19 protein-coding genes are annotated in these 20,184 nt (G+C 56.3%); 8 read left to right on the top strand and 11 right to left on the bottom strand.

Going from position 1 to position 20,184, the window contains the following annotated elements:
* Nucleotides 1–4 precede the first annotated feature (4 nt).
* From FA94_RS12760 to FA94_RS38595, 4 genes are all read left to right on the top strand, one after another.
* Nucleotides 5–2,836, top strand: a complete 2,832-nt coding sequence (locus FA94_RS12760; RefSeq protein WP_156126622.1) for a glycoside hydrolase family 19 protein — start codon at nucleotides 5–7, stop codon at nucleotides 2,834–2,836.
* Entirely contained in the window at nucleotides 2,833–3,372 is a 540-nt protein-coding gene (locus FA94_RS38600) for a hypothetical protein (protein ID WP_143016557.1), read from the top strand. The genes FA94_RS12760 and FA94_RS38600 overlap by 4 nt, the downstream gene beginning before the upstream one ends.
* A gap of 13 nt (nucleotides 3,373–3,385) precedes the next feature.
* Nucleotides 3,386–3,637 (top strand): PAAR domain-containing protein, encoded by a 252-nt coding sequence (locus FA94_RS12755; protein WP_035551543.1) that lies wholly within the window; start codon nucleotides 3,386–3,388, stop codon nucleotides 3,635–3,637.
* 85 nt (nucleotides 3,638–3,722) lie between these two features.
* Nucleotides 3,723–4,187, top strand: a complete 465-nt coding sequence (locus FA94_RS38595) for a hypothetical protein (protein ID WP_035551541.1) — start codon at nucleotides 3,723–3,725, stop codon at nucleotides 4,185–4,187.
* Between the two features lie 72 nt (nucleotides 4,188–4,259).
* Here the strand turns inward: FA94_RS38595 and FA94_RS12745 are convergent, their stop codons facing one another.
* Nucleotides 4,260–6,275: an acyltransferase family protein gene (locus FA94_RS12745; protein ID WP_035551539.1), complete on the bottom strand. Its 2,016-nt coding sequence runs from the start codon at nucleotides 6,273–6,275 to the stop codon at nucleotides 4,260–4,262.
* Nucleotides 6,276–6,520: 245 nt separating this feature from the next.
* Between FA94_RS12745 and FA94_RS12740 the strand changes: the two genes are divergently transcribed.
* The gene (locus tag FA94_RS12740) at nucleotides 6,521–6,850 is read left to right on the top strand and encodes a helix-turn-helix domain-containing protein (RefSeq protein ID WP_035551536.1); all 330 of its coding nucleotides are present in this window, start codon (nucleotides 6,521–6,523) and stop codon (nucleotides 6,848–6,850) included.
* An 89-nt stretch (nucleotides 6,851–6,939) separates the two neighbouring features.
* Here FA94_RS12740 and FA94_RS37245 read toward each other — a convergent pair whose 3' ends face one another.
* The 3 genes from FA94_RS37245 to FA94_RS12725 all read right to left on the bottom strand — a co-directional run bounded on the left by FA94_RS37245 (nucleotide 6,940) and on the right by FA94_RS12725 (nucleotide 8,363).
* A complete protein-coding gene (locus FA94_RS37245; RefSeq protein WP_051980559.1) occupies nucleotides 6,940–7,302 on the bottom strand; it encodes a hypothetical protein in 363 nt (120 codons plus the stop codon).
* A 93-nt stretch (nucleotides 7,303–7,395) separates the two neighbouring features.
* Complete coding sequence (locus FA94_RS12730) at nucleotides 7,396–8,055, bottom strand: hypothetical protein (RefSeq protein ID WP_035551534.1); 660 nt, start codon at nucleotides 8,053–8,055, stop codon at nucleotides 7,396–7,398.
* Entirely contained in the window at nucleotides 8,055–8,363 is a 309-nt protein-coding gene (locus FA94_RS12725; RefSeq protein WP_051980558.1) for a hypothetical protein, read from the bottom strand. Before FA94_RS12725 ends, FA94_RS12730 begins: the two co-directional genes overlap by 1 nt.
* Nucleotides 8,364–9,602: 1,239 nt before the next feature.
* On the opposite strand from FA94_RS12725, the gene FA94_RS12715 reads away from it, so the two are divergent.
* Entirely contained in the window at nucleotides 9,603–9,794 is a 192-nt protein-coding gene (locus tag FA94_RS12715) for a hypothetical protein (protein ID WP_035551528.1), read from the top strand.
* 237 nt (nucleotides 9,795–10,031) lie between these two features.
* Here the strand turns inward: FA94_RS12715 and FA94_RS12710 are convergent, their stop codons facing one another.
* On the bottom strand, nucleotides 10,032–10,985 hold the full coding sequence (locus tag FA94_RS12710; protein WP_035551525.1) for a hypothetical protein: 954 nt from the start codon (nucleotides 10,983–10,985) through the stop codon (nucleotides 10,032–10,034).
* A 249-nt stretch (nucleotides 10,986–11,234) separates the two neighbouring features.
* The gene (locus FA94_RS12705; RefSeq protein WP_035551522.1) at nucleotides 11,235–11,981 is read right to left on the bottom strand and encodes a hypothetical protein; all 747 of its coding nucleotides are present in this window, start codon (nucleotides 11,979–11,981) and stop codon (nucleotides 11,235–11,237) included.
* Nucleotides 11,982–12,140: 159 nt separating this feature from the next.
* Between FA94_RS12705 and FA94_RS38590 the strand changes: the two genes are divergently transcribed.
* Nucleotides 12,141–12,632, top strand: a complete 492-nt coding sequence (locus tag FA94_RS38590) for a hypothetical protein (RefSeq protein ID WP_156126621.1) — start codon at nucleotides 12,141–12,143, stop codon at nucleotides 12,630–12,632.
* A gap of 93 nt (nucleotides 12,633–12,725) precedes the next feature.
* Here the strand turns inward: FA94_RS38590 and FA94_RS12700 are convergent, their stop codons facing one another.
* The 5 genes from FA94_RS12700 to FA94_RS12680 form a co-directional block, all read right to left on the bottom strand.
* The gene (locus FA94_RS12700) at nucleotides 12,726–13,391 is read right to left on the bottom strand and encodes a hypothetical protein (protein ID WP_051980557.1); all 666 of its coding nucleotides are present in this window, start codon (nucleotides 13,389–13,391) and stop codon (nucleotides 12,726–12,728) included.
* A gap of 408 nt (nucleotides 13,392–13,799) precedes the next feature.
* Nucleotides 13,800–15,095, bottom strand: coding sequence for a hypothetical protein (locus tag FA94_RS12695; RefSeq protein WP_156126620.1), 1,296 nt, complete (start codon nucleotides 15,093–15,095; stop codon nucleotides 13,800–13,802).
* A 560-nt stretch (nucleotides 15,096–15,655) separates the two neighbouring features.
* Nucleotides 15,656–16,795, bottom strand: a complete 1,140-nt coding sequence (locus FA94_RS12690; RefSeq protein ID WP_035551519.1) for a helix-turn-helix transcriptional regulator — start codon at nucleotides 16,793–16,795, stop codon at nucleotides 15,656–15,658.
* A complete protein-coding gene (locus tag FA94_RS37955) occupies nucleotides 16,796–17,113 on the bottom strand; it encodes a helix-turn-helix transcriptional regulator (protein ID WP_081935889.1) in 318 nt (105 codons plus the stop codon).
* 332 nt (nucleotides 17,114–17,445) lie between these two features.
* Nucleotides 17,446–18,696, bottom strand: a complete 1,251-nt coding sequence (locus FA94_RS12680) for a tyrosine-type recombinase/integrase (protein ID WP_502690837.1) — start codon at nucleotides 18,694–18,696, stop codon at nucleotides 17,446–17,448.
* Nucleotides 18,697–19,080: 384 nt separating this feature from the next.
* Here FA94_RS12680 and FA94_RS12675 point away from each other — a divergent pair, with 384 nt between their 5' ends.
* Complete coding sequence (locus tag FA94_RS12675) at nucleotides 19,081–20,184, top strand: hypothetical protein (protein ID WP_035551511.1); 1,104 nt, start codon at nucleotides 19,081–19,083, stop codon at nucleotides 20,182–20,184.

Here is a 20,184-nt window from a genome sequence, read left to right as displayed (position 1 = left end):
AATCATGGCAGATTCTCACAATCATCCGGCACCGGCTGCAGCACTTGTTCCCCCCGCTTACACTCCACTGAAGTGGGCATTTCCGTTCTCTCCTGCAAGCAAGGACGATGCGGGCGATCCGATGGCGTACATGAAAGCACTCGGAAATGCCACGGGTGGCTTTTATCCTCTTGGTTCGAACGGCCTGTGGCACGGAGGCATTCATTTCGATTCGCAGACCGGGACTGCACTGAAGCAGGATGGTGGAATCTGTGCGATTGCCGATGGCGAAGTCGTGGCGTACCGGCTCGATTCGAAATATCCCGAACTCAAATATCAAGGCGACCGCTCTGTCCTCTATTCAACCGGCTTCGTTCTGATCCGTCACAAGCTGCAATTGCCACCCGTGCCACCGGCACAGCAGCCAGCCACGCCCAACGTAGCGTCCGCGGAACCTTCCGAGCAGACTGCTGCTGACACGCTCGTCTTTTTCAGCGTGTACATGCACACGATGGACCTGGAAGGCTACAACGCGGCAAAGCAATCCGCCGACAAAAGCAAGCCGCAGATTGACGAGCCGTTGTATTGGGAAGGCTCTCGCTACTACCGGGTGGGGGATAAGTCGAAGGACAAACAGGACTTGCCGAAGCTGTCGCAGGAACTAGACAACCCGTTTCAGACAGCCAATGCGATCAGTCCGTTTCAATCGGATGACGGCAGCAGCGCCACGCCGCAACCCCTCACTGGCATCCATATCCGTGATCTGCCTGACGGGAAAATAATCGGTCTGCTGCCAACCGGATCGGAATTGACCCTGACTCCCGATCCAGTTAAGAAGGGATGGGGAAAAATCAGTAGCATCAAAAGCGGCGAGCCGGTAAGTGCAACCGTCGGTCATAGTGTGTCGCCTCACGCACCTTACTGTTATGTGTTTATCAACGAACTTGATGCCGTGTCCGATCCGCAGCCGCTCAACACAGTCGTGGTGCTCAAGACACCTTACGCTGTCACTGCGGGCACAGTGATCGGCCATATGGGTCAGTATCAGGAATACACCGATTCGAGCGCGTTACCACCAGGCCGCACGCATCCGATGCTGCACCTCGAAACGTTTGCTGGACCTGATCTATCCGACTTCATTGCCCGCAGCCGCGAGCGCGCAAAGCAATTGCCGCCAGCCAATGCGTTTCTTGAAATCTCGGTAGGCGCACAGCTTGTCATGACCGTGCCTGACCCAGACCAGACGCTGACACAGATTGGCTTAAAACTGGTGCCGGTTGGGGATGCGCAGGGATCGCGCTGGATCAAAGTTCAACCCAAGGCAGCGCATCCCGCGCCGCTTCATAACGTTGGCCCCGCGCTATGGGTCGATGCAAGTCAGGCGAACAAGGTTACAGATGGCGTAGTGAAGGGTTGGACGGATTTTCCGCTCAAAGTTTCAAACGCGTCAGCACCAGGCGCGGATTTCCGGGATGTGTTCCGCCGTATCGATCTTGAGAAGCTGGGCGCAGAGAATATTGCCAAGGACGACAAGGGACAGCATTGGTGGAACGTCACCATCGGCACCAAGGACGGCGCAACACGCCAGGGGTGGGTCTGTGAAAAGGGGCATGCGCAAACGCGCATGTGTGGCCCGTGGGACTGGCCTGGTTTTGATCTAATCGACCACAGCGGCATCAAACCGGTAGATATGCTGAAGCGGTATCTGCACGTGACAGATCAACTGATCGAAGGCGAAGCAAAGACCGAGTTCGAACCAAGCGCATCGGTCGTGAATGAGGGCGCACTCGTCGCAGCGCTGGAAAGGGCTATCGACACGAATAAAGACGGTACGATCACTGCGCAGGAACTGAAGATTGCGCAACAGACGCCTTGGTTTGCTGAGGCCATCTCACATCTAATCGTGCGTGACGAAAGCGAATGGGGTGGTGGCTTGGGCAAATGGCAAGCTTTGTCGCCGCTGATGGGGACATTGCAATCTCTCTGGAGTTCGGAGCTCGAGCGCATCGGCAAACTACAGTGGTGGGAACAGGCAAATGGGATTGAGGGCTTTCCGAAAGACCACGCGCCGTGGTATTTCCATCCGATTGGGCTCGTCAGCAACTTTAATGTGAACGCTGGACTGACGTGTTTGCATTGTGGCAGCGACCTCACTATCACTGCGACGATACTCAAAGCGATCTTTCCGAATATCACAACCGATAATGCAGGTCAATTTTCTACGGCGGTCACAACCGCTTTCATTAAATACGGAATCAACACGTGTAACCGCGCCTCGCATTTCTTGGGTCAGTGTGAAGTCGAATGCGGTGGATTCACCGCGTTCCGTGAGAATCTAAATTACACGGATGGAGACCATTTGTGGGCAACGTATCCTTCAGCGCTGAAAGCAGGGCTGCATAAGTCTCATCCTGAATGGACATCAGCGCAGATAGAAGACTATTCAAAGACTCATCTAACGCACAATGACAGCGGCCTCGGAGAAGTACTGTTTGGGGATAGTGAGTACCCAGGGCGAGATTATCGCGGGCGTGGCCTGTTGCATATGACATGGCTCGACACATATAAAGAGTACAAACAAGCTAGTGGAAACGATGTGGTCACTGATCCGGCTCAAGTCCAAAATGATCCATCTATCGCCGCAGACTCATCAGCTTGGTTTTGGAATACGCGGTCTATAAACGAAAAAGCTGATCAGAATAATGTGAAAGGCGTAACCAAAATCATCAATCCAGCATTAAAAGATTTTGCACGACGAAAGGCTGCAGCCAAAAAAGCTTTCGTGCAATTGAACAAAGGTCAGCAACCTTGCAGCAACGATTGGGCTTCGACCTCAACAACGGAGAATGGGTGGTGAGAAAAATTATCTTTACCTTAGCACTGTTGTTCGCAGTTTATCTGCCAACCTCATCTTACGCCGCAGGGGAGTCGCCAGATCAGATATCCGCTGACCCGATTCGGCGTGGCTGCTTCATATCGTTTTCGAAAGAACTTCATCCTGTAGCTGATGATCCGCTAAGCACACCGCCATTTGACATTTTGGCAAACTGGCGATGCAATGACGGCGAACAGTTTCCTATCGACAAATACGAAATTAATGGATCAAGTCCGGAGGTGACTACGGTTTTTTATTGGAAAAATAGAAGTATCATCGTACTCGTCAAGTGGCCAACAAATTCGCAAGCTGCTGACTATGAAGGGGACTACTATAAGGTCTTCATTTATCGATATAGCCGCGTGTCTGATAAGTCGATGCTTACACGAGACGACTCCTCAATGAGGAATTTTCCGCCGGGATGGAATGGTTCGGATAGAAACGGCAAGCCGCTATCCTATCCGTTCAAGGATGCAGCCTCGATCCGGAAAAAGCTTCGAACGATTCAATTTAATTGAAGGGGCAGAAGTCGTGATCAACTTGATTCGCGTCGGTGACGACACTGACCACGGCGGCAAGGTGTTGACCGGCTCAACGACAATGCGTTTCGAAGGCCGCTATGTCGCGCGTAAGGGTGATCGCGTGTCGTGTCCGCGACACCCCGACGTGTTGCCCAACGTGATCGAGGAAGGCGACGCATCGATGGCCGACGGGGGCATACCGATTGCCCGTCACGGGCACCGGGCTACCTGCGGATGTCACCTTATTTCGAGCCTGGTCTGACTGGTTAGAGGGGGCGGATATAATTCGAAGCGGTAGCCATCGAGACTGCGACGAACACATCCTGCCTTCACATCTGACAACTTTCGTGAAATCCCGATCGGCAAAAAAGAAAACACCACGACGCAGCCCGCGCGCCGCATTGACCAAAGAAAAGCTGCTCCCGCCGACGGCCGGATCGGCGCGAGAGACTTCTCTGCGCAATCACCTTGCGCTTGCTGCGTGTCGCAGCAGTGCCGGAAGTACGGCACTTCTCGGTGAACTGTTCATCGTGGCCAGCCTGAGCTGGTTTCTGCGCGAAGCAGGTTTCGGTGATGAACACGATTGCTTTTATCACGATGTGCAGGGCGCACTGAAACGTTGTGTTGCGCTCACAGCGAGCAACGAAACCTGGAGCATTGAATCTGCCGACGAGGCTATCCTTGCGAGGCTACTGTGTTTCTACGACCAACAGTTCGCAGCAGCACCGGTTTACGTGATGGACGGCGCGCGAAAGCGGATGCAGCAGCTTGCGAAGGGGGAATGGCTTTTTCCATGGCCCGGCAGGGGGTAAAACAATCTCTTGCGCCAGGCGGATAGTCATCGGAAGTCCGGGCGCACTTCAGGATTTGCTGATAGCGATGGTTTAAGGTCCGCGGCGCAGAAGCGGCAGAAACTGTCCAGCGACAAGTCCATTCGCATAATCGGACATGTGATCGCCGTAGCTGTAAAGATATTTCCCGTTCATCGTCATCGGACAGACATTCCGCTGCGAATCACACAGCACCGACGTAGGATCATAAACAGTCAGATCGGGATGACGTGTTATCAACTGGTCAACGATGGCGCGGTAGCCAGCCGTACCCTCAAGATAACCGCGATAGCTGATTGCACAACGCTGGGCAGCATTGAGGTCCGACACGCCCAGCACTTGGCGCACAACCGGCCATGCGAGCGGTCGTCGATCCATGCACTGCCGGGGATCGCGCAGTTCGGGATTGTCCAGCACCAGCACGACGCGCTTGCCTGCGTGCAGCAGAACGGCAATCGCATTATCAAGCCCGTCGCTGGCGGCGGACATCGCCGCCAGCGACGAACCGTCATATGCGAACTGCGGACCGACAATATCGCGGCTGGCCGCAACCAGCACGACGGTCGTCAATTCCGGATTGCCGAGCAGCATGCGCAACGCGACGTTATTCGCCTCGCGACACTCGTCCCCGTCATCCGCCGCATTCGATGCGATTTCATGGACGCCAGCCATCGGCGGACAGCTTGCGCGCGCGACCAGTGTCCAGCTCATGCCGGGCATAGACTTACGCACCAGCCCCCAGTACAGCGCATCGGCCTTGCTGTCGCCCCACACCGCGAAATGGGATGCTGCCCGTTTGTCTGTCTCACAGAACTGGAACAGGTGCCGGTCGGCAGGCGACACGCCGCACGTGAGATTGACGAATTCGTGACCCGCGCCCAACGTCGCCGTGGTGACGTCCGCGTCCGGGTTGTACCCTTTCCTGAATCCCAGTCCGTCACGCTGATACGTCATGCCGCCGAGATACGCGACGCCGAGCATCAGTATGCATGGCGTGATGAGCTTCCATCTGGCCGGAGCCCCGAGACGAATTGGTCGCTCGATTAGCACGGTCGTCAACCACGCTAGCACGACGCTCACGGCGATAATGCCAGCCCGTACTGCCACTGGCGGTTCGCCGCCCGCGACAATGAAGCAGAGCGATAGCAGCGGCCAGTGCCACAGGTACAGCGCGTAGCTTATTTTTCCGAACCACACCGCGACCGGGTTACCGAGCAGCAGCCGGTTCGCCACCCCTTTCGGACCCGCTGCGATCAACGCCACCGCGCCTAGCACCGGCGGTATCGCAAACCATCCCGGAAAGGGCAGCCGGGAATTCAGCACGATAAACGAGACCGCGCAAAGCAACAGCCCGATCGATGACGCACTATGGGCGTTGTGGTTTCGCTCCATGCATCTGCCGGAAGCGGCGATAGCGAACCCGGCGCCTGCGGCCAGCTCCCACACGCGGCTTGTCGGCCAGTAAAACGCGGCGCTCGGGTGATACTGGACCAGCCAGATGGCCGATACGAACGACAACAATCCGCTCACTGCGCAAACCAGTGCAACCCGACGCAGCCGTACGGCGACAAACATCAGGACAGGCCAGACTATGTAGAACTGCTCCTCGACCCCAAGCGACCAGAGATGAAGCAGGGGCTTCGCGGAAGCGGTCTGGTCAAAATATCCCGCCTCCATCCAGAACGCCCAGTTCGAGACGAATCCAGCGCCCGCGAGCACGTGTTTTCCAAGCTCGCGGTATTCCTCGCCGGTCAGGCAGAACCAGCCCATTACCCACGTTGCGAGCAGTACGGCCACAAGTGCGGGAAATATCCGCCGGATACGCCGCGCGTAGAACTGCGCCAGCGAATACTGTCCCACCTGCATTCCGTCGAGCAGTATTCCAGTAATCAGATAGCCGGAAATAACGAAGAAGATATCGACGCCGACAAAGCCACCCGGCAACGCGGCGGGAAACGCGTGAAAGATAACGACCGCGAGTACGGCAACGGCGCGCAAGCCATCAATATCGGGACGATAGGTGTGTGAGCTTGCGGTTGCTACGGCGACAACGGGAAGTGTTCTGGTCATGGTTGTGCGGGTGCGCGAGAGCGGGCGGACGGCGCAGAAGCCGCCCGGATGCGTTTGTGCGCCCGTTCCGGCTTGTAGTGTTTACTCGACAACCGAGCGCGTAACGAACCCCTGCGTCCGGGTCGGCACAGTCAGCAAAGGAGGGCGATATGGATCAGTGGAGGCAGTATTGTAGAGTAAACACACATACATCTGTTGTGTTTACAACGTCGAGAATTGGTCTGCAAGCGGGCATCCTGCCCCGCATGACCGCCAAACGATTCGCTGCTGTAACAGCCAAACACGCCCCGATCTCCATTGCGCTGGGCGCGCGTATCAAGCAGCGTCGGCACGAAGTGGAGAAATCGCAGGAGACGCTGGCGTTCGAGGCGCACGTCGACCGCACCTACATCTCGGCGATCGAGCGAGGCATTGCGAATCCGTCCATCGAAACACTGGCGAACATCTGCTACGCGCTGAACGTGACGCTGGCTGAACTGTTCGAGCCGCTGGGTGGTGTTTCGCTTGCGCCGACCGGCGAGCGCCGCACAAATGCGGCGACGCCGCCCGACATCAAACGCTCCCGATTCCGCTGACCCGTTTTCCGGCTGTCCGCGGCAGAGTCACCGCGCGACCGTCAACCTGCGTGAAGCATGCGGTTGACGGTCGCGCGAATCCGGATGGATCAGGCGACCCAGCCCATCAGTGTGCTGCAGCCGACCACCGTGCCGATCAGCAGTCCGACCGTCTGCGGCCCGACGCTCCAGAAAATCTTTGCCCCGAGCATTCCCTGCAAACCGCCGCTGGTGATGATGAAGTCCGGTTTCGCTGCACGGCGAAGTGCATTGCCGATCCGCACGCCGACGAGGCCCAGCAGCGCGCCCGCAATCCAGACAAAGAAAAACTTGAGCGCCAGATGCTGGGTGTGCGGTGGCATATCGGCTCCCGTCGCCATGAATGAAATCAGGATGGCGATGATCGTCCAGAGCACCGCGCCGAGGCGGCTTTTTCTGACAGGGGTATTAGCTTGGTTGTTGCTGGTTTCCATGTTTAATCCTTATTGATAGGCAGTGAAGTTCAGGTGTCGGCGCGCCGGGCGAATGCCATTGCGCCGAAAGAGAGCCGGAGACGTTTGAGGTAACTACGGCGGCTTCGAGGAGCGTTTCTCGCGGATCGACACTGCGCCGTCGAGCACCACGGAAAACGTTTCTCGCGCCGTGATGTAGGCTCCATACCGGGCGCGTTTGCCGGTAGCAGGGTTCGCGTAATCGAGGCGCGCGTTGCACGTCGCCATGGGTGCATCGCGCTCCGCCGGATCGAGGATCAGCAGCGCATGGGGCCGGAATCTGCAACCCTGCGTGCGGCCCTCGCTGCCCACGACCAGCACGGCATGCGAAAGGGACTGCCCGACCGGTCGCCAGCTCGCGATCACCAGATGTCCGCGCGACAGTTCCTGTTCGCAGAAGTCGAGCACTTTGCGGTGAGCACCTTCGAGAACGGCGGGTTGCAGGCTCCAGTCGCACTCCCGTATGACCCCAGCCACTTCCGTGAGCGTTGCACCCGTGAAGTACAGCGGCGCTGCACGGTTCCAGAGATCGGCTTCCGGTCCCCGGCGTCGCCACGACACGGCGGTCGGATCGGCGATGCGCCCGAGTATCGCAAGAGCACTTGCCGTAGCGTAAAGCGAGCACGCCGAATCCCAGTCGCCCTGAAGCGAGTGAACAGCGAATTTCGATCCTGCGCGTAACGTTTTGCCGGGAGTGAGCCGGGGATGAAGTCGTTGCACGATGAACTCCCGCATCAGTATTCGCCCGGCAGGAGCACGGTGCTGACACTTCTGTCGCGCTCGGTGATGATCCAGACACGCTCGCGCGAGACGCCAATCTCGTAGCAGAACAGGATGCGTAACCCGACAACGATTGCTTCGAGATTGAGTCGCACATCCGCTGCACAGAGATTTCCGAAATCGCCGTTCTGATGACGCCACAGCAATGTCGTGACATTGGTGCCGGTCCGATCCAGTACATCGATTGCGCCGGGTGTGGCTACGACCTGCCCGAGCGGAAATAGCGGATTCAACAGGTCATCTGGTGCAATGCCGAATTTCATGATCAGGTATCCTTAATATTTAAGGCGAGCGTTATCTCCGGACGACTATCCGGTTACAGGCTCTGGAGTGGAAAAAACTGGAAACGCGGGGATGCTGCGGGGTGCGTTTCAGGAAAACGGGGTTACTCGAGACGTTACCGATGCAGTTCGAGGCACGAACCGGCGGAGAACAAAAATTCGCCAGTCAACGGCAAGGCAGAGGCGATAAAAACGTATTTTTGCCAGAAATTTGACAAAAATAGCCGATGAATTGCTCTTCGGCTGTGAAAATGTAACACAAATCACGAAAAATTGATAAACGAGTCAGATCAATCGACAGCAAAGCGGTAATTTTTACCAATCCAGCGGAGCCGTGGCATTCCCGACGCTCCCGGAACCGCAGAAATCGTCTTCTGGCCCGCTTTACGGCCCGCCAGCGGCTTGGAATTCCGTGGTCAGGGGTTCGGGAAGGGTAAGACCATGCGGGGCGCTATGGCCCGGATTTTCCGAGATGACGGAATTGTAAGGAATGACGCGGCGCAGCAAGCGCGGCATCGACCCGTCCCGGCATGGAAAATCGGGCGATTTTGCTCATTTTTTAAGCAGCGCTCGCTTTTTTAGGTACCTTCAGGTGTTCGGCAGTCCGAAACCTGTGGCGGGTCAGCAAAAAACCGCAGCGACACTGCATTTTTTGAATTGTCGGGTTGCTTTGCCTCTGTTTCGCCCGGGAATTGGCCTTGGAGTTCCTGTTGCCTGCGTGTTCTCCAGTCCAGCTATGTACACATGTGTAGACAGCGGCGCGCTCGTTCCCATGCAATCGGGCTGCTTCCAGTGTCGACCGGTAACCGGCGATGTTCCTCGCGCCGCCATTCACTTGCCCAGCCTGCTCCAGATACGGCGGCGCTGCTCAAACATAATTCGCGTGATGAGCGGGTGGTCGGCGGTAATGTTGATGATGAGGCGGGGGCACGTGTCGGCAGCGGCGAACCAGGTGTCCGCGATACCAGACGCGTTTGCACACGACACGCGGATGCGCTTCGGCTGCGCTCGGGGCAAAAGATGCAACCGCAAGCAAGGCGCTCAATAAAATCAACGTCATGAACTTCTGCAAGATAACTCCTCCATTCACGGAGGTGCGATTCTACCCGGCAGCATCGACGTATTGGTAGGCGCGCATTGGTCGGGTAATAATGATCGGAGTGCTGGACTGTCACTGTCCCGAAACCCGATAACAGAAAAGACCATATACGAGGGGCATCCATGGAAAACCGCGTTTCCTACGAGCATAGCCTCGCGAGCGGGCCAGACAATTTCATTGCGCAGGTCCCATCGCAGGTGGTCACAGACGTGCCTGCGAACATACCGCGCGCTTTACTGCCTGAGTTCATCGCCGATCTCATCCGGCAGCGTTCGCCGGGGATCGGACGTATCCGCGACCTGCGCATCCTCTGAAGCAGGCCGTTAATGCTTGAGGCAACTCCATCAGACTTCAGGCTGCGCGGCCAGAAGCGGTCTTCCGTGCTACACCAACAGCATGCTTTGGAAAATGCAGTCCACCAAAATACGCCGGAGCCCGTTTTCGCGCAGCCGGGATTTAGTGCCGGCGTTTGTTCGATGCGGTTCATGCTTGTGACGCGGGATATATCTTGCACACCGCCGCGAAGCAACACGGTCTCGCTGCACGCGCTTTCAACTACGATGGCGGTGTGTGCTTGAAATATTTTCGCTCTCGGAGCCGCGCAGGAATGCGTCGATGCTGATCAGTCGTTCTTCACCATCACCCTTTCGTTGCCACGGAGCACCAAGAACGAAAGTGTGAGACGTGCCGTACTTCTGTTTGGCCGACAGGCTGCTATCCGGTTGCAGTTCCCACTCCGGTTTTATCTCAAGGAGCGACGCGCCTACCACCGAAACGTCAAGAGCCCACGAGAATTCGTTTCGACGGTACCAGTCTTCTTTCACCATGGCGAAGTATGCTTCGCGCTCATCGTCCGACAGGCGGTACAACGCCGCGACACGCTCCATGGCGATATTCAGCCGCCCCCTAATCCCGGCTAGGCCGAGATGAAATGTTTCGTGGCAGTCGGCGCATACTGGAATCAGCTTGACAAGACGCTGAACACCGCACAGCGCGCCTCGGTGAATTTGTCCGTCTTCGCCGGGTTCGTAGTACTTCCAGATTTCATGGCAATCCAGCTTTCCTCCGGCACCACAAAGCAGGCATCGATGTCCCGTTTCCATAAACGCGGATTGGCGGAGTCGATTCCAGCACGGCCAGGTCAAAAGGTTCGAGAGACTTGATCCCCATGACGTTTCTGGAATCGAATCTGCGAGAAAAGGACGCACACTCCTCTTGGCCGCATATGGCAAAAAATCGTCTATGGACGGTAGAACGGCATCGGACTCTCTGGAGAGGAATACGTCGTCGCCCTCTACAAAGACGCCCGCAGTTGTCTTGGCGTATTGTCGAGCTTCCTGCTGCCTGAGGAGAAAAAGTCGGTTCTGACTGTCGAAGAGCACATTACTAAGTTCGGAGATCGCGCTGATTTCGCGCGGTTGCCAAAGAAAGGTGCTGGAGTCGGCTCGAACCCTGAAGTCGCATCCGTCGATAACCACCGTTCGGAATTTACGAGTGAGTGTCATCGTTTTTATAGAAGCAATGCCTACGAATCGGGTCGACGCTGCCCTCAGCCGCTGACCCCGCCCTATGCATCTGTGCCGAACTGCAAGTCGTAGCTAAAGCGATGTGCAACCCTCCCGTTAACAGGCAACCATGACATCGCCCGCGAATTCCTGGCATTCTCCGGGGACTAAGGCGGGGACCGGCGATTAGGTAAGCTAGTGCATCCGCCAAATATTGAATGCGATTGCCAATCGAGTTCGCTACGAACATTACACATTCACTCGCCGCTTCGCCACAGAACGCCCACCTTCATCGACGAGTTTCTTTTCAGCGATCTTGAAGACAAGGTGTAGGATCGACCACATCAACCCAAAAATGAGAGCCGCTACCGCAAGACCGACCCACTCTCGAGCGGGGTGTGTCGTAGCAGGATCATTGAAGTTCATCAAAAGCTCGCTAAAGGGCTTCGATAACCCGGCAGCAAGAAAGAAGATCACACCCGCCGCTGCGATCATAGTTGCGAGCCAGCCGACCGCGGTCAAGAAGGGCATATTGCGCCCCGCCGACACCTCGCTCCCGACGACAGTGGCAGGAACGTACGCAACCCGCTGCGGTGCCTTGCCTCGCGTGATCAAAAACCGCGTCTCGTACTTTGCACGTTCCCAGTCATGCTTCAGCAACAGAGCGACTCGCGCCGTTACGTCATCAAGAGCGACCAATCGTTGTGTGGCAGGTGCGGTCACTATACGATCGATGTTGCTGAGAATCGAGCGATCAGCTTCGTCCTGAGGGTTCAGACGAAGCTGAAACTGAAGACGCAGACGCTGAACCTCTTGAAGCTGTCCATTTCTCGTAGCCATCGTGAGCTTGTCCGCAAGTTCGCGGATATGTTCACGCCATTTTGTCCGTTCTTTCGTAACGCTGTCGACGTGGATATTGCGCGCAGCAACCCGCATGGTCGCGAATGCGCTGATAATAGCGCCGGTCGCGGCAGCCCCTAGAATCTCGGTAAGCATTTTCTGGTTTCGATATATGTGGTAAGCAAATCGATTACGAACACTATATCGACATGACGACAGTGAAACTTGAGAACCACCGATGAAGGGAGTTCTCTGGCCTCAAAAATGCGCAGCGCATAAAGCCATATTGGCGCTATGCGCCTTTGGAAGTGCGCGTTGATTGATAACGCGCCCAATGAAGAGGATTCTGGAATATCGGGGTGCCAAATGGCAAATGCAGAAGCGGGCTTCACGGGTGAGTCCTCACCGACCCCGGATCAAAAGAGGGGCTTGGCGGCAACACTGGCATTGCTCGCCGTAACGGCACGTCGGGTACCCCGTTTTGCCGACAAGTTCGACGGGTGGACTCCTGCGCCTGGCGGTTGCCATCAGAACGTCGACCGCTGGGTTGAGTCGCATCCCGGTCAAAAGGCTGTGCGCGGCTGGCTTGACGTGTCGTTTTTGGCGCTGCCGCCTGCTAGGCGATTTACCGCGCACTCGGTCGTTGCCGACGAGCACGGCGATCTTTTTGATGTGACGTTGGGTGCATCTGATCCTGGGTGCGCATTCATCCGGCACCCCGATAGCGACGGAAATTTCTTTTACTACGCATTCACACCTGGTGAGCACACCATCGAATATGTACCACCGGTTCAGGCAATTCGATGATCGGGATTGGGCAGCGACTGACTACGAGGCAACGTTCGCCAGTGCAATTGACGGGATATTTGCGCGGCGGCTTCGGCTCCGCAGGCTCCGGCATCAGCTGTCGGCCGGTCGCGGGTGGCTGTCCGCATTTCCCGGCGTGGGGCTGATAGTGGGAGCCGTATGCCCAAGCATCGCTTCTCGTTCCCACGTCTTCCTTTGGTGCTCGACCTGCAGGACGCGGTTGGCCATGAACTCCAGCGGATTAAAATATTTGTCCGGTGCTGGCCGGGGCGGTAAGCCTACGTTGTCACGCAGTCTGGCAGCGAGGGACGACGCAGCTAGTCCTAGCTTTGCATATTGATACTGCCGTTCCACAAACCAATCTTCATAGTCCGGAGGGAATGCGTGCTCGTATGCACTATCGGAGTGCCGCTTCGCCTCCTCGGCTCGGATTGGAAAATCAAGGATTTCATACATCAGGTCTACCGGCAGGGACTTCCATTCTACCTTCAGCAATTCAGGCTCAAATTTGGGCTCTTCGGCTTGAGCCTCACACTCGTTCAGTGCGTTTCGCTGCCCTTGATAGAGTCCGTAATCCCGGGCCACCTCCATGCACTCAGCAACATAGCGCTCTAGCTGGCCGGACACCTGAACGGCTAGATATTCACGATCCTTTGCGTCCTTCCTGCGCTGAAACCATAGTTCGCGTACCACAGTGAGGGTGGCAGTCAGGATCGCGCCAATGATTACGCCGACAAGACCAAAAATCGCGGATTTCATGCTGTGTCCCTACGGCGCTGTTGCATTTTTGTTTTCGGTCGCATTGGCTGATTGGTTCGCCATGCACGCTTCGCCCGGAATTTCTTATTAACTTTAACATTTTCGAGGGTGTGCCTGACAACTCTAGCCGTGCGCTTGGTAGCTAGTCTCACAGGAGCGCGACGAGTCGGGCTCTGCGGCAGCAATCCGTCCTCGAAGCAATGGGAATAGTTGGCGACCACCGCACCTTGAAAGCGGCACCGGACCAACGTTGAGATGTCATTCCGTTTAGGGGTGGTAGTGAGCGGTCGTGGTCAACAGAGACGGGCATCGTGGATGCCCGTCTTCATGTCGCAGTGCGCGTGCGCTGAGTCGAGACAACGGACATACGGCGATTTGACACTAGCCGACCGCTTACGATGCAGCGTTTTAGGTTCGACGATTGCGGGTTACAGCGGCTACTTGTTCACGAGCACTTCCTGTACGCGGCGTCAATGCAATGGTACGGGGCGTGGATCGCTGAACAATGCCGGGATACGTGCGTTTGAACGTTACATGCTGACCGGGGCGCTTCACGGGTTTCGCGAAGCGCGGCGCAACATCATCCAGATTCAGCACTTTTTCCGGGCGGGCTTCTTCAGGCTTGAACGCCGCAGCAGGAAACACACCGAGCTGACGCAGCGCCGCGCATGCCTGCGCCCACATCGGCCCCGGGTTCCACCACGTGCACTGACGCGACTTCCAGAACGCGTTCACTTTGCGGGCATGCTCAGAGCCCTTGAATGTGTTCAGCGCGGCCTTCACGCCCTTATCGCGGCACAACGACAGAAACGCTGTTTCCAGCCATGCAGGCAATGCGCCGCCAGAGTCCGGTAGATATGCAAACGCGAAACGCTTGAAGCGGTTGGGCTGACTCGCGAGCTTGTGCGGCGACATGTTATTCATCTTCATGCTACGAACTTCGACACGCACTTTCGGCGGCGCACCGCACAACTGCTCCGCCTGCTTGATCACGTTTGCCTTGAGCGATTCGCGCCGCAACCCTTTCTTTGCGATATCGACAACCGCGCGATGCATCTGCTCGATATCCTTGGCGTACACAGCGGTCATGTAGCTGCTGGTAACGCTCCCGAAATTGTAGCCCTCGACGTTGCCTTTCGTGCTCACACGTTTGCCGAACATGGTGAAGCGATGCGCGTTGGTGTACGAAACGAGCATGCGGCTCAGGTCGGCATGGACAACATCAACCGCAAAATCAACACGGTGCAGCAGCGGACGGCGAAGCAAACGCGGGTATGAGGGACCGACGATGCGACCCATCACCTCATGAAACTGCTTCATATCGCCGGGCGCGAATTTCGCGGGATTCATGTCGACGCGGATACCGCCTTTCTGGCGCTCGGGAATGCGGGCACCAATCTGAACGAGCGGCTGTGTACCGCCGTCAAGACGGATGCGAAAATTCAGACGGTAGTGATTGAGCTTAACGAAGGCATGCTCACAGGAGCCATCGTCAATTTCCTTCTGAACGCGACGGCGAACACGTTCGAGCATGACTTGCTGATCGTCATTAGGGCTGGTGGCCCAGCGCAGCAGGAACGCTAGGCGATCTACGACAGGGGGCTTCGGTGTGGGAATAGAGGGGCGGCGCACACGCATGGAAAATCCTTCGAGAAATTGATGAGCAAGCGTTCTTGTCTGAACGTCGGTTAGCATCGGCGACATGCGAGCGCGCATACTTTGAACGGCAGCTGGTTCGCAGATGCGAACGACTCGTTGCAAACGGCGTGTGAGTGCATGTCAGCGATGCACATGCTTTTACAATTTCCCGGGAGAGTGCAAATGAGCGGATTTGCTGGCTGCGCAGCGATGTCGTTCAGGAAGCAAATGACGATGCGCAGATCGTGCTGGCGCGTGCCTGTAGGGAAGGGCTTCTGTATCTACTATTGATAGATATATATGGGATTACTCTCTTATTAGACCCATGACGTGGGAGCCGCGCGACGTGTGCACGTCGTGACTACGCTGTCGAATAGCGACAGTGCATTCTGGATTTCGAGACGCAATCAGCTACGTGGCGACGGCGACATAGCCTGAGTCTAATGTTCAACGGTATGCTGAAGGTCGCCGCCGAAGTGATGTTTGGCGTGCGTTGGGGGCAAGTTCGAGAACGGGCTGTCAGGTATGACGGCCCGTTCTCGCTGTCAGGCTACGACGTTTGACGACGAAGGCTCGTTCCACGCGTTCCGCGTGTTCCATGGGAAGTGTGCAACGATTACTTTGTGTCAGAAGTCCGCGTCGTTCGCGTGCGGCTCATTCGCATTTTCCTGCTCGTCGATGTTGCTTTCAACTTCACACAGTTCGAGATATTCCTCGAAGCGCTCGTCAGACATCTTCTGGAGGCGCACTTTCCCAAGTTGCTTTCGCATCGACTTGAGGTGGCGTGAAATGGTCGATTTGCTGCATTTCAATATCCGACCGATTTCTTCATAAGCGGCGCGATGTGCTGCAAGCTCCCAGATAAAGCGGTCCTTGACTGAGGCTGCAATAAACCGTTCATATGAACGATCGCAACGGTCGTTCACATAGTCCACGCTGCACATAACCTTGCCGATGCCGCGTTTCTGCAACCGCTTCCGAGCGGGAATTGCAATGGAGAACGCGTCTTGCGCGCCCGGGCCGGGTTCGCAGGTTTCAACTTCAAGATAACGCTCGCAAAAGTCGTCGAGCTCAGGCATTGCACCCGATTCTTCGTACCCGACAAAAGCGATGACGTACGTATTGGCGGCGACTGCGGTGGTACGGACGCGAGCGAGCGTATCGATGAAATAACGGTCAGAGGGCGAAGAGGCAGTGACGGCAACTGTTACGCAATTGCCGGTAGCACCTTCAATAGCTTGCTGAAGCGCGTCAAGTCCTTCGTTGCAGAAGAAGTTATAGCTCGCGCGCGGACCATAGAACTCGAAACGTCGTTCGGCGGCATCCTCTGGAATGTTTTCGGCCGCAGTGCTCGCTTTCGCATCTGAAGATGCACTTGGACCGCCGGATCGGAGAGACAGTACATACTCCACATTCGGCATTGCCAACCCGGTCTGTTCACCGGCGACCATGACTTCCATCTCGAAAGCGTTTCGCACATCGTCCGATATTTCGTGGTCGTGGATGCAGACGATCACGAGGCCTGCCGACACCTGATCTGCTGCCTTCGGAAGACGCGGACTCGGCTGCGTGTCTGCCGTTTTCTTTGTCGCGGCGCGGGCTTGATTCGTCGAAGCCTTACGCGAGGTACCGTTCGACGATTTGGCCGCGTGGTAGGGCGCTTTCGGTTTTCGAGTGTAGTCTGGCTCGTCGCTTCCGAAGATACGATGCGGGGGGCGGCGTTGGTCGCCGCTTTTCGGCGGCAGGCCACCGTTCTCGAGCGGCATTTACTCACCCTCCACAGACGCGAGGAACTGCTGGACGGCGGACAGTTTCCACCCGCGGATGCGCTTGGTCAGATGCAGCGGTGCCGGAAATGTCCCGGCTTTGACCATCTTGTACAGGGTCGTTCGACCGATCCTGACCATATCGAGGACTTCAGGCTGAAGAAGAATGCGGTCCGATGCGGCAGTCGCCAACGCAAACGTCGGCGAGTACGCTGATTCGGGATACGGTCTTGAACTCGTTGGAAACTCGGCGGAACCCTGCTGTAGGGCTACTGCAGGAACCGAAGGCGGGAAAATACGAGGTTTGGGGTGCGTCATTTTAACGTCCAGAAAGTAACACCTGTTCAAGGTGGAAAACTTCCAGACGCAGACTCGAGGTGGCGCGGTTCGCCAGCCCTCTGTCAGCGCGTGCCGCAATATTGCCAGCGCGCGCGATTGCGCCTGGAAGCGCAAACGACAGATGGACCGCCGAACCCCGTTCAGCCGAATCCCGACAAAGAGCAGCCAGGAGCCGCACTTCGAAGATTGCCGCGCAGTTGTACTAACCTGCACGCCAATGGATGCAAAATCTATTATATTTTTCGATGGGCGTCAATGCCTCAAAGAAAGTCGTAGATCATTGGGCTCCTGTTAGTCACGATGAACGAACGCTACTTGCGCCAATCGCAGTACGTCGCCCAAGCTTGCATCAATGCGGCTCGCTTTACGAACAGATCGCCACGAGCGTATGCTGCTTCGGCCTTGTCTTTGATGCCGTGAGCCAAGGCGGCCTCACACACTTCCCTTGGGTAGTGAGTCGTCTCACCTGCCCAGTCTCGGAACGTCGAGCGGAAGCCATGCACGGTTATGTCGTCATGCTTCATACGCTCAAGCAATTGCAACATCGCCATGTTGGACAAGGGTTTTTTGTCACGCGCCCCCTGAAAGACGTAGTCTCCCCGCTTTACTTCTTTCTGCGCCTTAATGATCTCGATGGCTCGTGCAGACAGTGGCACGCGATGCTCCTTTCCCATCTTCATGCGCTCAGGAGGGACGGTCCAAACGCCCTCGTCCAAATTGAACTCAGACCATGTGGAGCCGATGACTTCATTCGTTCGGGTAGCTGTAAGGATGAGAAATTCAAGCGCGCGCGCAGCGACGCCTTCCTGCGATCGCAACGTTTGCATGAACTCGCCAAGCTGTGCATACGGCAGTGCGGGGTGATGCTCGACCTTCCGGACCCGGGAGCGCTTCGGCAGCAGTGTGGCGAGATGACCCTTGAGGCGTGCAGGATTTTCCCCGGCGCGATAGCCGCGCACCGTTGCCCAGTCGAGCACGGACTCGATGCGGCCGCGTACTCGCGACGCCGTCTCGGTCTTTGTCGCCCAGATCGGCTCCAGTACTCTCATGACTAGTGCGGTATCAATCGCTGAGACGGGCAAGGAATCGAAGACGGGGGCGGCATAGGTACTCAGCGTGTTTGTCCACTGGTCCGCATGTTTCGCATTCTTCCACCCCGCACGGTGCGCCTCGATGTATTTCTCGGCGCATTGCTCGAACGTCATCTCGTTGGCCTGTGCGACCCGCTGCGCTGCGCGCTCGGCGTTTCGTGAATCAATCGGATCAACGCCGTCCAGTAAAAGGCGGCGACAATCCAAGGTACGTGTCCGCGCTTCAGCTAAGCCGATTGTGTGCACAGGACCGAGCCCCATACCGCGCGCTTTGCCCGCGCGCATATAGCGGAAGAGCCACGACTTGACTCCAGCGGCAGTGATTTGCAGATACAGGCCACCGCCGTCGGCATACAGCCCCGGCTTGGTAGTCCTCGTGACCGTCAGTGGACTCAGTCTGTTAGCGGCTCTCGGCATCGTTCGACTATCAAATCGACTATCAAATAAAAATCTGATTATAGCGGAATTCATTAGCGTTCACGTGAGTGCTAATGAACAGATGTTGCCATGAAGCCCAATGTGGATAAGAGATTGCAGAGAGGTGAGTGAATTTTTTTGAACGCCGATGCATTCAAAGCAGACGGACCGTCTCTCCGCCAAAGAATGAATGATAAGCCGTTGAATCTGTAGAGATTCAACGGCTTTTCGTTTTTCAGTCGCTGAGCGAATATCAAATGGTGCGCAGGAGAAATTCTATGTAAAGCTAGGACGACTTGATTCGCCACCGCCGCTCGCAGTTCACTATTCTAGGCCACGGCTGCAGCAAACGCTTGTCGCTCGCGACATCCGCGGTACAGCGCATCTACGTAATGAACTCAAAAGTTGCGATGGAATCCGCTATATAGCGATGACGGGATGTGCGACATCGAAGAACTGAAACAGATCGTTGGCCACGTGCCGCTGTCGCCTGCCGACGCGAAAGAGTACGAAGACGAAGACGCGTTAGCCAACGACATCAAGAGCGACGAGTTGATCCGCGCGAAGCTCAAGGGTTTCATATGCGAAGCACCGACCGAATGGGACAGCGCGCATAACGAGAGCCGCTATTCGCGGTTGAACGCGTCGGACGGGTTCTATGGCGAGCAGAGTCAGACCAATCCGAGTGGTTACAGTGACTTTCTCGCGCTGCTGGCAAAATTTCAGTTTTGGGACAAAACTGGTTTGCCGCATGGCAAGCTTTGGTTTTTCCACCCGCTGCAATTCATTCGACATTTCCGCAAGTGCGGCTGGCTCAGCCAAGGCGAATTGGCTCAGGTTTATGCCGAGTCAAACTACACCAATGTTGGAAAGACTGGTGCGGAGTACAAAGATCGGTATCGGCTTAGCATCAACAAGGTCTTCAGGAAATATGGATTGAACAAATCAGTTCGGATGTCGCACTTCTTTGGGCAAGCTGCAATCGAGTCCTACTACATGATGGTAGTGCGCGAAAGTTCGGTTGCAATTGCTAATGCGATTAGCACGAGCCACGTTTCCATCATGCCGGAGACCGAGGGCTATCTTCGATCGCCGCCGGCATCTTCTGCTGCTGTCGCTTACTTTAATATGTACGAAGGCAACACTGGTCTCGGCAATACAGACGCGGGCGACGGGGTGAAATTTAGGGGGCGAGGATTCAAGCAGCTAACCGGGCGGTACAACTATTCTCAGTACTGGGAGTTCCGCGGGTGGTTTGTCGGTGGCCCATATAATCCTCAGTGGTTCACGCACCTTGTCAACGGTCATTATTTGCCCGCGCCGGTTATAGACCATCCGGAATCGGCGGGCAATGAGGCGTTTTCCTGTGTGGATACACGGGGATTCTTCTGGGCTCGTTACCGCGTGGCAAGAGCGGCAGACGGCGGGATGAACGAGGCAGCATCAAATGCTGTTGCATCCATTGTTAACCACTACGATCATCAGAGTCCGCCGCTGCGTTGGCGTGAAGCTCAAAACGCATTCAAGGTATTGGGTGAGTGA

This window comes from Burkholderia sp. 9120 (assembly GCF_000745015.1).
GTDB lineage: Bacteria > Pseudomonadota > Gammaproteobacteria > Burkholderiales > Burkholderiaceae > Paraburkholderia.
This window is presented reverse-complemented; position numbering and strand designations above follow the sequence as displayed.

Coding starts and splice junctions, on each gene's coding strand:
- FA94_RS12715 (WP_035551528.1), top strand. CDS start 9,603: ATGGAAAACCGCGTTTCCTACGAGCATAGCCTCGCGAGCGGGCCAGAC.
- FA94_RS12700 (WP_051980557.1), bottom strand. CDS start 13,391: ATGAAATCCGCGATTTTTGGTCTTGTCGGCGTAATCATTGGCGCGATC.
- FA94_RS12725 (WP_051980558.1), bottom strand. CDS start 8,363: ATGAAATTCGGCATTGCACCAGATGACCTGTTGAATCCGCTATTTCCG.
- FA94_RS12745 (WP_035551539.1), bottom strand. CDS start 6,275: ATGACCAGAACACTTCCCGTTGTCGCCGTAGCAACCGCAAGCTCACAC.
- FA94_RS37245 (WP_051980559.1), bottom strand. CDS start 7,302: ATGGAAACCAGCAACAACCAAGCTAATACCCCTGTCAGAAAAAGCCGC.
- FA94_RS12710 (WP_035551525.1), bottom strand. CDS start 10,985: ATGACACTCACTCGTAAATTCCGAACGGTGGTTATCGACGGATGCGAC.
- FA94_RS12740 (WP_035551536.1), top strand. CDS start 6,521: ATGACCGCCAAACGATTCGCTGCTGTAACAGCCAAACACGCCCCGATC.
- FA94_RS12760 (WP_156126622.1), top strand. CDS start 5: ATGGCAGATTCTCACAATCATCCGGCACCGGCTGCAGCACTTGTTCCC.
- FA94_RS12675 (WP_035551511.1), top strand. CDS start 19,081: ATGTGCGACATCGAAGAACTGAAACAGATCGTTGGCCACGTGCCGCTG.
- FA94_RS37955 (WP_081935889.1), bottom strand. CDS start 17,113: ATGACGCACCCCAAACCTCGTATTTTCCCGCCTTCGGTTCCTGCAGTA.
- FA94_RS12705 (WP_035551522.1), bottom strand. CDS start 11,981: ATGCTTACCGAGATTCTAGGGGCTGCCGCGACCGGCGCTATTATCAGC.
- FA94_RS12680 (WP_502690837.1), bottom strand. CDS start 18,696: ATGAATTCCGCTATAATCAGATTTTTATTTGATAGTCGATTTGATAGT.
- FA94_RS12695 (WP_156126620.1), bottom strand. CDS start 15,095: ATGTCGCCGATGCTAACCGACGTTCAGACAAGAACGCTTGCTCATCAA.
- FA94_RS12690 (WP_035551519.1), bottom strand. CDS start 16,795: ATGCCGCTCGAGAACGGTGGCCTGCCGCCGAAAAGCGGCGACCAACGC.
- FA94_RS12730 (WP_035551534.1), bottom strand. CDS start 8,055: ATGCGGGAGTTCATCGTGCAACGACTTCATCCCCGGCTCACTCCCGGC.